Consider the following 13,438-nt stretch of genomic DNA (forward strand, 5'->3'; position numbering starts at 1 on the left):
CTCTGGCGGCCTGTCCCCGCGGGGATTGCGCTCCGGCCGCCTGGCGGCCGGGGCTCACACTTTCGGTAAGTACAGCCGGTCGGTGTAGGTCGCCAGCCAGTGCGGGCGGAAGGCGACGAAGATCGCGACCAGGATGCCGGCCAGCCAGGCGTCGCCCCAGGCGGCGAGCCAGCGCGCCAGCGCCAGGTCGTCTCCGCCCAGGCCGTTCGGCGGCGGGTGCAGCGCCGCGGCTAGCGCGCCGGCCAGCGCACCGGCGACCGCGGTGACGAAGAAGCCGCGGCCGAGGATGTAGACGAACAGGTGCTTGGGCAGCCAGCGCCGCACCGCGGCACCGAGCACGACGGCCATCGTCGCCGGCACCAGGCCCAGCCAGACGAAACGTTCGAGGCCGGCCTCGGGCGTCAGCCCGCCGGCGAACATCGTCACCAGCGCGACCGGCACCAGCGCCAGCACGGCCAGCGGCCAGCCCATCATCAGCATCAGCAGGCAGGCGCCGGACAGCGGCTGCGCCACCGCGCTGTCCGCGTAGCGGTCGGCGCCCCACATCAACGGCAGCATGGCGGCCCAGGCCAGCCAGGGCCAGGGCGGACCTGCGGGGCCGACGCCGCGCCACGGCCGCATCGCCAGGGCCGCGGCGATGGCCACGGCGGCCAGCGACGTTTCGAGCCACACCATGCGGCCCATGCTACGCCCGGGCCCATGTCCGTGCGCTTATCCGAGGATCGGCCTCGGGGGCGCCCGGTCTCCGGGCCGTCCCTGAGGCGGCGGCACGGGGGCGCTGTCAGAATTGACGTTAACGTAAACGTCAATCGGCCGTTCCTGACGGCCGCGGGAGACACCGTGCCGGTCCTGAACTCGCAGCTCAACCCGCGCTCGGAGGAGTTCCAGGCCAGCGCGCTGGCGATGCGCCAGCTCGTCGGCGACCTCAACGCCCAGCTCGCGCGCATCGCCGAAGGCGGCGGCGAGGCCGCACGCGCCAAGCACACGGCACGCGGCAAGCTGCTGCCGCGCGAACGGGTCGAGATGCTGCTCGATCCCGACACGCCGTTCCTGGAGATCGGCGCGCTCGCCGGCCTCGGCCTGTACGACGGCGCCGCGCCGGGCGGCGGGCTGATCGCCGGCATCGGCCGCGTGAGCGGCGTCGAGTGCATGGTCGTCTGCAACGACGCCACCGTGAAGGGCGGCACCTACTATCCGGTCACGGTGAAGAAGCACCTGCGGGCGCAGGAGATCGCGCAGGAGAACCGTCTGCCCTGCGTCTACCTCGTCGACTCCGGCGGCGCCAACCTGCCGAACCAGGACGAGGTCTTCCCCGACCGCGAGCACTTCGGCCGCATCTTCTACAACCAGGCGCAGATGTCGGCGCTGGGCATCCCGCAGATCGCCGTCGTGATGGGCTCGTGCACCGCCGGCGGCGCCTACGTGCCGGCGATGAGCGACGAGACCATCATCGTGCGGAACCAGGGCACGATCTTCCTCGGCGGCCCGCCGCTGGTGAAGGCGGCCACCGGCGAAGTCGTCAGCGCCGAGGACCTGGGCGGCGGCGACGTGCACACGCGGCTGTCGGGCGTCGCCGACCACCTCGCCGAAAACGACCTGCACGCGCTGGCGATCGCACGCGCGGTGGTCGCCAACCTCAACTGGCAGAAGCCGGCCCCGCTGCGCCTGCAGCCGCCGCGGCCACCGCTGTTCGACCCGGCCGAGCTGCACGGCGTCATCCCGACCGACCCGCGCAAGCCCTTCGACGTGCACGAGGTCATCGCGCGCCTGGTCGACGGTTCGGAGTTCGACGAGTTCAAGGCGCGCTACGGCACGACGCTGGTCACCGGCTTCGCCCACATCGAGGGCCTGCCGGTGGGCATCGTCGCCAACAACGGCGTGCTGTTCTCCGAGAGTGCGATGAAGGGCGCGCACTTCATCGAGCTGTGCTGCCAGCGCGGCGTGCCGCTCGTCTTCCTGCAGAACATCACCGGCTTCATGGTCGGCCGCAAGGCCGAGGCCGAGGGCATCGCCAAACACGGCGCGAAGATGGTCACCGCGGTGGCGACGGCGACGGTGCCCAAGTTCACGGTCATCATCGGCGGCAGTTTCGGCGCCGGCAACTACGGCATGTGCGGCCGCGCCTACGGCCCGCGGCTGCTGTGGATGTGGCCGAACGCCCGCATCGGCGTGATGGGCGGCGAGCAGGCCGCCAGCGTGCTGGCCACGGTGCGCCGCGACGCCATCGAAGCCAAGGGCGGCACCTGGCCGGCCGAGGACGAAGCGGCCTTCAAGCAACCGATCCTGGAACAGTTCGCGCGCCAGGCGCACCCGTACTACGCCAGCGCCCGGCTCTGGGACGATGGCGTCATCGACCCGGCCGACACGCGGCGCGTGCTCGCGCTGGCGCTGTCGGCCAGCCTCAACGCGCCGATTCCCGAGACGCCGCGTTTCGGCGTCTTCCGCATGTGACGAGCATGACGACGACCCCCGATTCCGGCGCCGAGGCGCTGCGTGAACACCTCGCCAGCCTGGCGCGCTACAACGTCTGGGCGACACGCCGCCTGCTCGACGCCGTCGACGCCGTGCCCGAGGCCGACTACCGCCGCGACCTGGGGCTGTATTTCCGCAGCATTCACGGCACGCTGAACCACCTGCTGGTCGCCGAGCACCGGCTGTGGTCGGCGCGCTTCACCGACGGCACGACGCCGCCGATGCGCCTGGACGAAGAGCTGGAGAGCGACCGCGTCCGGCTGCGCCAGCGCCTGCTCGACGGCGCCGAAGCCTGGCTGCCGCTGATCGCCGGCTGGCCGGCGGCGCGTTTCGGCGGCCGGCTGGACTATCTGCGCCTGGCCGGCGGCACGGTGTCGCTGCCGTTCGCGGCGACGCTGGCCCACGTCTTCAACCACGCGACGCACCACCGCGGCCAGATCAGCGCCGCGCTGACCCTGCTGGGCCGCCCGGCGCCCGAGCTTGATCTGGTCTACCTGCTGCAGGCCGAGGCTGCGCGATGAACCCGACGACGCTGGAGATCCGCCGCCCCTCGCCGCAGGTCGCCGAGGTCTGGCTGAACCGGCCGGAGGTGCGCAACGCCTTCAACGACGGTGTCGTCGCCGAGCTGACGGCGGCTTTCGCCGCTTTCACCGATGATGAGGCGCTGCGGGTCGTCGTGCTCGGCGGCCGCGGCAAGGCCTTCTGCGCCGGTGCCGACCTGGGCTGGATGCGGGCGATGGCCGGCTACTCCTGGGACGAGAACCAGGCCGACGCCGCGCGCCTGGCCGAGATGCTGTGGACCGTCTGGCGCTGCCCGGTGCCGGTGATCGGCCGGCTGCACGGCGACTGCTACGCCGGCGGTGTCGGGCTGGCGGCGGTCTGCGACGTGCTCGTCGCCGCCGACGGCATGCAGTTCTGCCTCAGCGAGGCCCGGCTCGGGCTGCTGCCGGCGACGATCGGCCCTTACGTCGTGCGCGCGCTCGGCGAGCAGGCGGCGCGGCGCTATTTCGTCACCGCGGAGCGATTCAGCGCCGCCGAAGCGAAGGCGCTGGGCTTCGTGCACGAATGCGTCGCGCCCGAGGCGCTGGACGCCAAGGTCGCCGAACTCGTCGCCACCATCGCCGCCAATGGCCCGCAGGCCGTGCGCGCCTGCAAACGCCTGGTGCAGGACCTCGCCGGCCGCGAGATCGACGCCGCGCTGCGCGCCGACACCGCGCGCCGCATCGCCGACGCACGTGCCGGCTCGGAAGGCCGCGAAGGCGTCTCGGCCTTCCTTGGCAAACGCGATCCGGCCTGGCGATGAACCTGGACACGACGCAGCTCGTCGCTCTGGCGGCCGCGCTCGGCTGGGCCAGCGGGCTGCGTCTGTACGCGGTGCTGTTCATCACCGGCGCCATCGGTTTCCTCGGCTGGGTCGAGCTGCCGCCGGGCCTGCAGATCCTGCAGCAGCCGCTGGTGCTGGGCGCCAGCGGGCTGATGAGCGCGGTCGAGTTCCTGGCCGACAAGATCCCCGCCGTCGACACCGTCTGGGACGGCGTGCAGACGCTGCTGCGCATCCCCGCCGGCGCGGCGCTGGCCGCGGCGGCGATCGGCGCCGACTCGGCGACCTGGACGCTGCTCGCGGCGCTGCTCGGCGGCGGGCTGGCGGCCAGCGCGCACGCCGCCAAGGCCAGCGTGCGCGCCGCGGCCAACACCTCGCCCGAGCCCTTCAGCAACGTCGCGTTGTCGCTGGCCGGCGACGCGGCGGTGCCGGCGCTGTTGTGGCTGGCCTGGCAGCACCCGGTGGCGGCGATCGCCGCCGTCGCGCTGGCCACCGTCGCCTGCCTGGTCGTCGTCGCCGTGCTCTGGCGTGTCCTCAAGGGGCTGCTGGCGCGCTGGCGGCCACGCCCGTCCTGAACCCGCTCGCACCCGAGAGAGAGCCGATGTTCCGCAAGATCCTGATCGCCAACCGCGGCGAGATCGCCTGCCGCGTCGCCGCCACCGCGCGCCGCCTGGGCGTGCGCACCGTCGCCGTGTACTCGGATGCCGACGCCGGCGCGCGCCACGTGATGGCCTGCGACGAGGCCGTGGCGATCGGCGGCGCCGCGCCGCGCGACAGCTATCTGCGCTGGCCGCGCATCCTGGAGGCCGCACGCGCCACCGGCGCCGAGGCCGTGCACCCGGGCTACGGATTCCTCAGCGAGAACGAGGAGTTCGCCCAGGCCTGCGCCGACGCCGGGCTGGTCTTCATCGGCCCGCCGCCGGCGGCGATCCGCGCGATGGGCAGCAAGGCCGCGGCCAAGGCGCTGATGGCCGAAGCCGGCGTGCCGCTGGTGCCGGGCTACCACGGCGAGGACAACGACCCGGCGCGCCTGGCCGACGAAGCGGCGCGCATCGGCTACCCGGTGCTGATCAAGGCCAGCGCCGGCGGCGGCGGCAAGGGCATGCGCCGTGTCGACCGCGCCGAGGACTTCGCCGCCGCGCTGGCGTCCTGCCAGCGCGAGGCCCAGGCCAGCTTCGGCGACGCCCACGTGCTCGTCGAGCGCTACGTGCTCAAGCCCCGCCACATCGAGATCCAGGTCTTCGCCGACACGCACGGGCACTGCATCCACCTCGGCGAACGCGACTGCTCGGTGCAGCGCCGGCACCAGAAGGTGCTGGAGGAGTCGCCGGCACCCGGGCTGACGGCCGCGCGCCGCGCCGAGATGGGCGCCGCCGCGGTGGCCGCGGCGCAGGCCGTCGGCTACGTCGGCGCCGGCACCGTCGAGTTCATCGCCGAGGAGCGCGACGACGGCGACCTGCGTTTCTATTTCATGGAGATGAACACGCGGCTGCAGGTCGAGCACCCGGTGACCGAGGCCGTGACCGGGCTGGACCTCGTCGAGTGGCAGCTGCGGGTGGCCGCCGGCGAGCCGCTGCCGGCGCGCCAGGCCGACATCGTGCAGCGCGGCCACGCGATCGAGGCCCGCATCTGTGCCGAGAACCCCGAGGCCGGTTTCCTGCCGGCGACCGGGCGGCTGGTGGTCGCCCGCTGGCCCGAACACGTGGCCTTCCGCCGCGACGAGCGCCTGCCGCGGCTGGACGGCGGTTTCGGCGAAGGCGACGAGATCACGCCCTGGTACGACTCGATGATCGCCAAGCTGATCGTCTGGGGCGAGGACCGCGCCCAGGCGCTGGCGCGGCTGGACGCGGCGCTGGCGGCGACGCAGCTCGTCGGCCCCGCCACCAACGTCGCCTTCCTGCGCCGCGTCGTCGCCAGCCGCGCCTTCGCCCAGGCCGACCTGGACACGGCGCTGATCGAACGCGAGCACGCGGCGCTGTTCGACGCGCCGGGGCTGGCGCCCGAGTGGGCCGCGGCCGCGGTCGTCGCCGACGCCTGGGCCGCCGAGGCGGCGACGGTCGACGCCGACCCCTGGTCGCGGCGCGACGGCTGGCGGCTGCACGGCGGCGCGCGCCGGCGTTTCGAGCTCGAGATCGGCGGCGAACGCCACATCGCCGTCGTGCAGCGCCGCCACGACGGCGAGGCCGTGCTCGAACTCCGCGAGCGCCGCTGGCCGCTGGTGCTGCGCGCGCTCGGCAACGGCCGCCACGAAGTGCGGCTGGGCGACGGGCGGGTGCTGCTGGCCGTGCACCGCGACGGCGACAGGCGCGCCGTCTTCGCGCCGGCCGGCCAGCTGCTCGTCACGCTGCACGACCCGATCGCCCATGCCGGCGACCACGCCGGCGAAGCCGGCCGGCTGACGGCGCCGATGCCCGGCAAGATCGTCGCCGTCGCCGTCGAGGCCGGCCAGACGGTGCGCCGCGGCCAGGCGCTGGCGGTGCTGGAGGCGATGAAGATGGAGCACACGATCGCCGCGCCGCGCGACGGCGTCGTCGAGGCGCTGCTGGTACGCGCTGGCGACACGGTCGCGGAAGGCACCGAGCTGCTGCGCCTGTCGGGGGACGAATGAGCGCCGTCCGGACCCGCCTGCCGGCCGGGCGATGCCCCGCTCGCTATAGTGCCCGGCGATGAAACCGGACCGTGTCACCCTGGTCGAGGTCGGCCCGCGCGACGGCCTGCAGAACGAGGCCGCGCCGGTCGGCGCCGCCGAGAAGATCGAGCTCGTGCGCCGGCTGCAGGACGCCGGCTGCCGCGAGATCGAGGTCACCAGCTTCGTCAGCCCGAAATGGGTGCCGCAGATGGCCGACGCGGCGCAGGTCATGGCCGGCATCGAACGCCGCGCCGGCGTGCGCTACTCGGTGCTGACGCCCAACCTGAAGGGGCTGGAAGCGGCGCTGGCGACGCGCCCCGACGAGGTCGTCGTCTTCGGCGCCGCCAGCGAGGCCTTCAGCCGGCGCAACATCAACTGCTCGATCGCCGAGAGCCTGGAGCGTTTCGCGCCGGTCGTCGAGGCCGCGCACGCCGCCGGCGTCAAGGTGCGCGGCGCGGTGTCCTGCGCGCTCGGCTGCCCCTACCAGGGCGAGGTCACACCGGACGAGGTCGAGCGGGTCGTCGTCGGCCTGAAGGCCATCGGCGTCGACCACGTCGGCATCGCCGACACGATCGGCGTCGGCACGCCGCTGGCCGCGCAGCGCGCGCTGGAGCGCGCGCTGAAGCACTACCCGCTGGCCGAGGTCAGCGGTCACTTCCACGACACCTACGGCCAGGCGCTGGCCAACATCCTGGCCTGCCTGGACCTCGGCGTGCACGTCTTCGACACCAGCATCGCCGGCCTCGGCGGCTGCCCCTACGCAAAGGGCGCGACCGGCAACGTCGCCACCGAGGACGTGGTCTACCTGCTGCACGGCCTGGGCATCGACACCGGGCTGGACCTGGACCGACTCGTCGACGCCGGCGCCTACATCTCGGGCGTCGTCGGCCGGCCGACGGCCTCGCGCGCCGCGCGGGCGCTGCTGGCGCGCCGTGCCGCCGCCGCTTCTTGCTGAACCATGAACGCCATCGATTCCCTGCTCGACCGTCCCGAAGGTTTCCAGCGCGTCACGCGCGCCCTGGCCGAACGTGGCCACCCGCATGCGCCGCTGTGGCTGGACACGCCGGCGCGCACCTCGGCCGAAGCCGCTGCGGCGCTGGGCGTCGAGGTCGGCCAGATCGCCAAGAGCGTCATCTTCCGCCGCAAGGCCGACGACAGCGCGGTGCTGGTCGTCACCTCGGGCGACCGGCGCGTCTGCGAGAAGCGCGTCGCGGCGATCGCCGGCGCGCTGGGCCGCGCCGACGCCGACTTCGTCAAGGCGCGCACCGGCTTCTCGATCGGCGGCGTCTCGCCGCTGGCGCATGCGACGCCGGCCTTCACGCTGATCGACCGCGACCTGTTCCGCTTCGACGTCATCTGGGCCGCCGCCGGGCATCCGCACGGCGTCTTCAAGCTGTCGCCGGCCGAGCTGGAGCGCCTGACCGGCGCGCCGGTCGCCGACGTGGTGCAGCAGCCATGAGCGCTCAGGACTTGTCCGGCGCTCATTCCCGCCTGGCGGGATCGGCCGCCAGGCCGAAGGGTGCCCTAGTGATCGCTCAGGACTTGTCCGGGGCTCATTCCCGCTCGGCGGGACCGGCCGCCAGGCCGGAGGGTGCCCCAGTGAGCCCTCAGGACTTGTCCGGGGCTCATTCCCGCCTGGCGGGACCGGGCGCAGACCGAAGGGGGTCCCTGTGAGCACACGTTTCGGCTCCGGCGTGCCCTCGCCCTGCATCGACGTCTGCCGCATGGACGCCGCCAGCGGCTGGTGCGAAGGCTGCCTGCGCACGCTCGACGAGATCGCCGCCTGGTCGACGATGGCCGACGACGAGCGCCGCGCCGTGCTCGATCGCCTGGCCGAACGCCGCGTCGTCTGGCAGCAGCGCCCCGCAGCACCACGATGAACCGCCTGGTCTTCCGTTTCGACGTCGTCTCGCCGTACGCCTACCTGGCGTTCGAGCGCCTGCCCGACGTGCTCGAAGGCCTGGACGTCGAGGTCGAGTACCGCCCGGTGCTGCTGGGCGCGCTGCTGCAGCACTGGGGCCAGAAGGCGCCGGTCGACGTGGCGCCCAAACGCGACTGGATCTACCGCCACACGCGCTGGCTGGCGGCGCAGCACGGGCTGCCGTTCGAGATGCCGCAGCCGCACCCGTTCAGCTCGCTGCCGCTGCTGCGGCTGATCATCGCCTGCGGGCCCAACCGGCGTGTCGTCGAGGCCGTGCTGCGCCATGTCTGGGTCGAAGGCGGCGACCCGCACGACCCGGCGCGCCTGGCGGCGCTGGCCGCGACGCTGGCGCCGGCGGCCGACCCGGCCGGCGACGCCGTGAAAGCCGCGCTGCGGGCCCACACCGAGGAGGCCGCCGCACGCGGCGTCTTCGGCGTGCCGACCGTCGAGTTCGACGGCGAGCAGTTCTGGGGCCTGGACGGCCTGCCGATGCTCGCCGACCGCCTGCGCAACCCCACGCGCTGAACGCACTCCGGGACATCCCGGAGCCACCGGTTGACCAGCGTCGGAACCCCGGTCGGGACTATCCCTGATAGGGCAAATCGGGAGAGGTGATCCCCAGGGGTCACGCTCCCAGGAGAGCCGGCGCTCTTGTAAGCGAACGTTCAGCTCGGCGTCAGGCCCTGTTGGCGAACCGTCAGAACTCGGTCAGTCCGCGCACGAACCATGGGTGCCAAGTCCTCAAATTCCGGAGACAACCCATGGACGCAGAACTCGCACGACGTATCGCGAGCCACCCGAAGTACCAGGAACTGAAGTCCAAGCGCTCGAGCTTCGGCTGGTGGCTGACGGCGGCGATGATGGTCGTCTACTACGGCTTCATCCTGCTCGTCGCCTTCGACAAGCAGTTTCTCGCCCAGCGCCTGGGCGACGGCGTGATGACGCTGGGCATTCCCATCGGCTTCGGCGTCATCGTCTTCACGATCGTCATCACGGCGATCTACGTGCAGCGTGCCAACAAGACCTACGACGATCTGGCCGACGAAGTCGCCAAGGCGGTGCTGAAATGACCCACCCCCGCAGCGCCTTCGGCGCTCCCCCTCAAGGGGGCGCCGCCAGCGGCCGGTCGGAGCCCGTCCGCGGCGTCCGCTCGATGATCCAGATTCATGCAAAAGAAGTGGCGTTTGGCGCCATCGAGGGCTGACACGATGCGTTCAAACTCTCTCTCCACCCATCTGCGCCGTCTGCTCACGCTGGCCGCGCTCGGCGGCGTCTCCGCCGCGGTCTGGGCCGCCGGGGCCGACCTCGGCCAGGCCGCCAAGCAGGCGACCAACTGGACGGCCATCGGCATGTTCGGCCTGTTCGTCGTCGCCACGCTCTACATCACGAAGTGGGCCGCGTCCAAGACCAAGAGCGCCGCCGACTTCTACACCGCCGGCGGCGGCATCACCGGCTTCCAGAACGGCCTGGCGATCGCCGGCGACTACATGTCGGCGGCCTCGTTCCTCGGCATCTCGGCGGCGGTGATGGCCTCCGGCTTCGACGGCCTGATCTACTCGATCGGCTTTCTCGTCGGCTGGCCGGTCATCACCTTCCTGATGGCCGAACGCCTGCGCAACCTGGGCAAGTTCACCTTCGCCGACGTCGCCGCGTTCCGCTTCGAGCAGACGCCGGTGCGCGTGTTCGCGGCCTCGGGCACGCTGGTCGTCGTCGCGTTCTACCTGATCGCGCAGATGGTCGGCGCCGGCCAGCTGATCAAGCTGCTGTTCGGCCTGGAGTACTGGATCGCGGTGGTCATCGTCGGCGCGCTGATGATGGTCTACGTGCTCTTCGGCGGCATGACGGCCACCACCTGGGTGCAGATCATCAAGGCCTGCCTGCTGCTGGGCGGCGCGTCGTTCATGGCCTTCATGGTGATGCTGCACTACGGCTTCTCGCCGGAGGCGATGTTCGCCGACGCGGTGCGCGTCAAGGCTGACCTGGCCGCCAGCGGCGGCAAGACGGCCGAGGAGGCGGCGGCCGCGGGCCAGTCGATCATGGGCCCGGGCAACTTCGTGAAGGACCCGATCTCGGCGATCAGCTTCGGCATGGCGCTGATGTTCGGCACCGCCGGCCTGCCGCACATCCTGATGCGCTTCTTCACCGTGCCCAACGCCAAGGAAGCGCGCAAGTCGGTGATGTGGGCCACCGGCTGGATCGGCTACTTCTACCTGCTGACCTTCATCATCGGCTTCGGCGCGATCACCTTCGTGCTGACCAACCCCGGCTTCCTCGACGCCAAGGGCGGGCTGCTGGGCGGCAACAACATGGCCGCGGTGCACCTGGCCAACGCGGTCGGCGGCAACGTCTTCCTCGGCTTCATCTCGGCGGTGGCCTTCGCGACCATCCTCGCGGTGGTCGCCGGCCTGACGCTGTCGGGTGCCTCGGCGGTCTCGCACGACCTCTACGCCACGGTCATCAAGAAGGGCAAGGCTGACAGCGCCGCCGAGCTGAAGGTGTCGCGCATCACGACCGTCTGCCTGGGCATCGTCGCCGTCGTGCTCGGCATCGCCTTCGAGAAGCAGAACATCGCCTTCATGGTCTCGCTGGCCTTCGCGATCGCGGCGTCGGCCAACTTCCCGGTGCTCTTCATGAGCGTGCTGTGGAAGGACTGCACGACCAAGGGCGCGGTGATCGGCGGTTTCCTCGGCCTGATCTCCTCGGTCGGCCTGACCATCGTCTCGCCGTCGGTGTGGGAAGCGACGCTGGGCAACCCCAAGGGCTCGGCGCTGTTCCCGTACACCAGCCCGGCGCTGTTCTCGATGACCATCGGCTTCGTCGGCATCTGGCTGTTCTCGGTGCTCGACAAGAGCGCCCGCGCCAAGGCCGACCGCGCCGGCTTCCTGGCGCAGCAGGTGCGGTCGGAGACCGGCATCGGCGCCGCCGCGGCCAGCGGCCACTGACGCGAGGCCCGCACCCGTGTCCGACCCCCGGCAGGAAGTGCTGTCGCTGGTCACGGCGCGGGTGCGCGACGCCTACGTCCGCAAGGCTTTCGTCGTCGATGGCGGCACCGACCTCGTGTCGCTGTGCCGCCAGCTGTCCGAGCGCGGTCTGACCCACGCGCTGGTGCAGGACGGCGAACGCCTGGGCATCTTCACCACCACCGACCTGCGCGACGCGCTGCTGCGGTCCGAGCCGCCGGCGGCGCTGGCGGTGCGCGAGGTCGCGCGTTTCCCGGTGATCGCCGTCCAGGCCGACGCCGAGGTCTTCGAGGCGCTGTGGCTGATGGTGCGGCATCGCGTGCACCGCGTGCTGGTGCGCGACGGCGAACGCCTCGTCGGCCTGCTCGGCCAGCTCGACCTGGTGAGCTTCGTCGCCAACCACTCGCACCTGGCGGCGCTGCAGATCGACGAGGCCGGTTCGGTCGACGAGCTGAAGGCCGCGGCGCTGCAGATCGACCGCATGGTCGGCCTGTTCGCCGCCAGCGGCGTGCACGTCGAACGCATCGCGCACCTCGTTGGCGAGCTGCACGCGCGGCTGTTCCAGCGCCTTTGGTCGCTGGTCGCGCCGGCCGAGCTGGTGGCCGCGAGCTGCCTCGTCGTGATGGGCAGCGAAGGCCGCGGCGAGCAGGTGCTGAAGACCGACCAGGACAATGCGCTGATCCTGCGCGACGGTTTCGAGCACCCCGAGACCGAGGCCGCGGTGCGGCGCTTCAGCGCCGCGCTGGCGGACTTCGGCTACCCGCCGTGCCCCGGCGGCATCATGGTCACCAACCCGCTGTGGCGGCGCCCGGTCGCCGAGTGGCGCGAGCAGCTGCGCGACTGGGTGATGGGTCGCGACGCCGAGGGCCCGATGCGGCTGGCGATCTTCTGCGACGCCGTCGCGGTGGCCGGCGACGCGACGCTGCTCGACGGCCTGCGCGAGCACCTGCACCGCCTGTTCGGCGACCACGACGCCTACCTCGCGCGTTTCGCCGCCGCCGCCGACCAGTTCCAGGAGCCGCACCACTGGCTGGGCTGGCTGCCCGGCCGGCGCGACGAGGCGGCGCTCGACCTGAAGAAGCTGGGCCTGTTCCCGATCGTGCAGGGCGTGCGCGCGCTGGCACTGCAGCGCCACCTGCGCGAGACCGGCACCGTCGCGCGGCTGCACGCGCTGGTCGCCGCCGGTGCGCTGGACACGACGCTGGCACGCGACCTCGAGGACGCGCTGCACCTCTTGATGACGCTGCGCCTGCAGCACCAGCTGCAGGCGCAGGCCGCCGGGCGCGTGGCCGGCAACGAGATCCAGCCCGCGTCGCTGGGCCTGCTCGAGCGCGAGCCGCTGCGCGACTCGCTGGCCGTCGTCAAGCGCCTGCGCGCCTACCTGCGCCAGCACTTCCGCTTCGACAAGCTCTGAACGATGGCGCGGCAATCCGTCGTCCCGGCTCCGCGGGTTCGCCGCCACTGGCGCGGCGCGCCCGGATCGCGCAGCATCGCGCCGGGCGCCGCGACGACGCGCCCGCCGGCCGCCTGCGCCGCGACGAGAGGAGACTCCCGATGAAGACCGTGCTCCTGGCCGACGCCGAGGCCAACAGCGTCATCCCGCTCGAGTTCCTGATGAAGCGCGAAGGCTGGCGCGTGCTGGTCGCGCGCGACGGCATCGAGGCGCTGGACACGGCGCGCCGCGAACATCCCGACCTGCTGCTGATGGACGTCGTGATGCCCGGCCGCAGCGGCTTCGAGGTGCTGCAGGCGCTGCGCGCCGACGAGGCCTGCGCCACGACCAAGTGCCTGCTGCTCAGCGCCCGCTGCGGCGAGACCGACGTCGCGCAGGGCCTGGGGCTGGGCGCCGACGCCTACGTCGCCAAGCCGTTCTCCACGCGTGAGCTCGCCGAGCGGGTGCGCCAGCTGCTTTCATGAAACCCGACCGCCACGAGTGGCTGGCCGCGCTGGCGCCGGCGGCGATCCTGCTGCTGGCGGCGGCGGCGGTGGCGGCGCTGCTGCTGCTGACGCTGGCGCCGGCCGAGGCCGCGGCGCTGGGCGCGCTGCTCGAGCCGCGCGCGGCGCTGCTGGTGCTGGCGCTGGTCGTCGTCGCCATCGCCGCCGGCGTCGGGATGCGCTGGGCCTGGCACCACTTC

The 13,438-nt window shown here is 72.5% G+C and carries 14 protein-coding genes and 1 pseudogene; 14 read left to right on the forward strand and 1 reads right to left on the reverse strand.

Features of this window, described 5'->3' with window-relative positions; translation table 11 throughout:
- Window positions 1-54: 54 nt before the first annotated feature.
- On the reverse strand, window positions 55-675 hold the full coding sequence (locus tag RBXJA2T_RS02970) for a membrane protein (protein ID WP_037290156.1): 621 nt from the start codon (window positions 673-675) through the stop codon (window positions 55-57).
- A gap of 165 nt (window positions 676-840) precedes the next feature.
- Between RBXJA2T_RS02970 and RBXJA2T_RS02975 the strand changes: the two genes are divergently transcribed.
- The 14 genes and pseudogenes from RBXJA2T_RS02975 to RBXJA2T_RS19410 all read left to right on the forward strand — a co-directional run.
- Entirely contained in the window at window positions 841-2,451 is a 1,611-nt protein-coding gene (locus tag RBXJA2T_RS02975; RefSeq protein ID WP_009855835.1) for a carboxyl transferase domain-containing protein, read from the forward strand.
- Between the two features lie 5 nt (window positions 2,452-2,456).
- A complete protein-coding gene (locus RBXJA2T_RS02980; protein WP_009855836.1) occupies window positions 2,457-2,993 on the forward strand; it encodes a DinB family protein in 537 nt (178 codons plus the stop codon).
- Window positions 2,990-3,775, forward strand: a complete 786-nt coding sequence (locus RBXJA2T_RS02985; RefSeq protein WP_009855837.1) for an enoyl-CoA hydratase/isomerase family protein — start codon at window positions 2,990-2,992, stop codon at window positions 3,773-3,775. The genes RBXJA2T_RS02980 and RBXJA2T_RS02985 overlap by 4 nt, the downstream gene beginning before the upstream one ends.
- Window positions 3,772-4,368: a DUF4126 domain-containing protein gene (locus RBXJA2T_RS02990; RefSeq protein ID WP_009855838.1), complete on the forward strand. Its 597-nt coding sequence runs from the start codon at window positions 3,772-3,774 to the stop codon at window positions 4,366-4,368. Before RBXJA2T_RS02985 ends, RBXJA2T_RS02990 begins: the two co-directional genes overlap by 4 nt.
- A gap of 26 nt (window positions 4,369-4,394) precedes the next feature.
- The gene (locus RBXJA2T_RS02995; protein WP_009855839.1) at window positions 4,395-6,401 is read left to right on the forward strand and encodes an acetyl/propionyl/methylcrotonyl-CoA carboxylase subunit alpha; all 2,007 of its coding nucleotides are present in this window, start codon (window positions 4,395-4,397) and stop codon (window positions 6,399-6,401) included.
- 58 nt (window positions 6,402-6,459) lie between these two features.
- Window positions 6,460-7,377, forward strand: coding sequence for a hydroxymethylglutaryl-CoA lyase (locus RBXJA2T_RS03000; protein WP_009855840.1), 918 nt, complete (start codon window positions 6,460-6,462; stop codon window positions 7,375-7,377).
- Between the two features lie 3 nt (window positions 7,378-7,380).
- Window positions 7,381-7,881, forward strand: coding sequence for a YbaK/EbsC family protein (locus RBXJA2T_RS03005; RefSeq protein ID WP_009855841.1), 501 nt, complete (start codon window positions 7,381-7,383; stop codon window positions 7,879-7,881).
- Between the two features lie 265 nt (window positions 7,882-8,146).
- On the forward strand, window positions 8,147-8,302 hold the full coding sequence (locus tag RBXJA2T_RS03010) for a DUF1289 domain-containing protein (protein ID WP_206026595.1): 156 nt from the start codon (window positions 8,147-8,149) through the stop codon (window positions 8,300-8,302).
- Window positions 8,299-8,868, forward strand: a complete 570-nt coding sequence (locus RBXJA2T_RS03015; RefSeq protein ID WP_009855843.1) for a 2-hydroxychromene-2-carboxylate isomerase — start codon at window positions 8,299-8,301, stop codon at window positions 8,866-8,868. The genes RBXJA2T_RS03010 and RBXJA2T_RS03015 overlap by 4 nt, the downstream gene beginning before the upstream one ends.
- A gap of 236 nt (window positions 8,869-9,104) precedes the next feature.
- Complete coding sequence (locus tag RBXJA2T_RS03020) at window positions 9,105-9,413, forward strand: DUF485 domain-containing protein (protein WP_009855844.1); 309 nt, start codon at window positions 9,105-9,107, stop codon at window positions 9,411-9,413.
- 138 nt (window positions 9,414-9,551) lie between these two features.
- Complete coding sequence (locus RBXJA2T_RS03025) at window positions 9,552-11,285, forward strand: cation acetate symporter (protein ID WP_009855845.1); 1,734 nt, start codon at window positions 9,552-9,554, stop codon at window positions 11,283-11,285.
- 16 nt (window positions 11,286-11,301) lie between these two features.
- Window positions 11,302-12,717, forward strand: a complete 1,416-nt coding sequence (locus tag RBXJA2T_RS03030; RefSeq protein ID WP_029718553.1) for a putative nucleotidyltransferase substrate binding domain-containing protein — start codon at window positions 11,302-11,304, stop codon at window positions 12,715-12,717.
- Between the two features lie 140 nt (window positions 12,718-12,857).
- Window positions 12,858-13,220: a response regulator transcription factor gene (locus RBXJA2T_RS03035; RefSeq protein WP_009855847.1), complete on the forward strand. Its 363-nt coding sequence runs from the start codon at window positions 12,858-12,860 to the stop codon at window positions 13,218-13,220.
- A pseudogene (locus tag RBXJA2T_RS19410) lies at window positions 13,217-13,438 on the forward strand (DNA polymerase III subunit epsilon); the annotation flags it as partial. The gene RBXJA2T_RS03035 and the pseudogene RBXJA2T_RS19410, both read left to right, overlap by 4 nt.

The sequence above is a fragment of the Rubrivivax benzoatilyticus JA2 = ATCC BAA-35 genome (assembly GCF_000190375.1).
Taxonomy (GTDB): Bacteria; Pseudomonadota; Gammaproteobacteria; order Burkholderiales; family Burkholderiaceae_C; genus Rubrivivax; species Rubrivivax benzoatilyticus.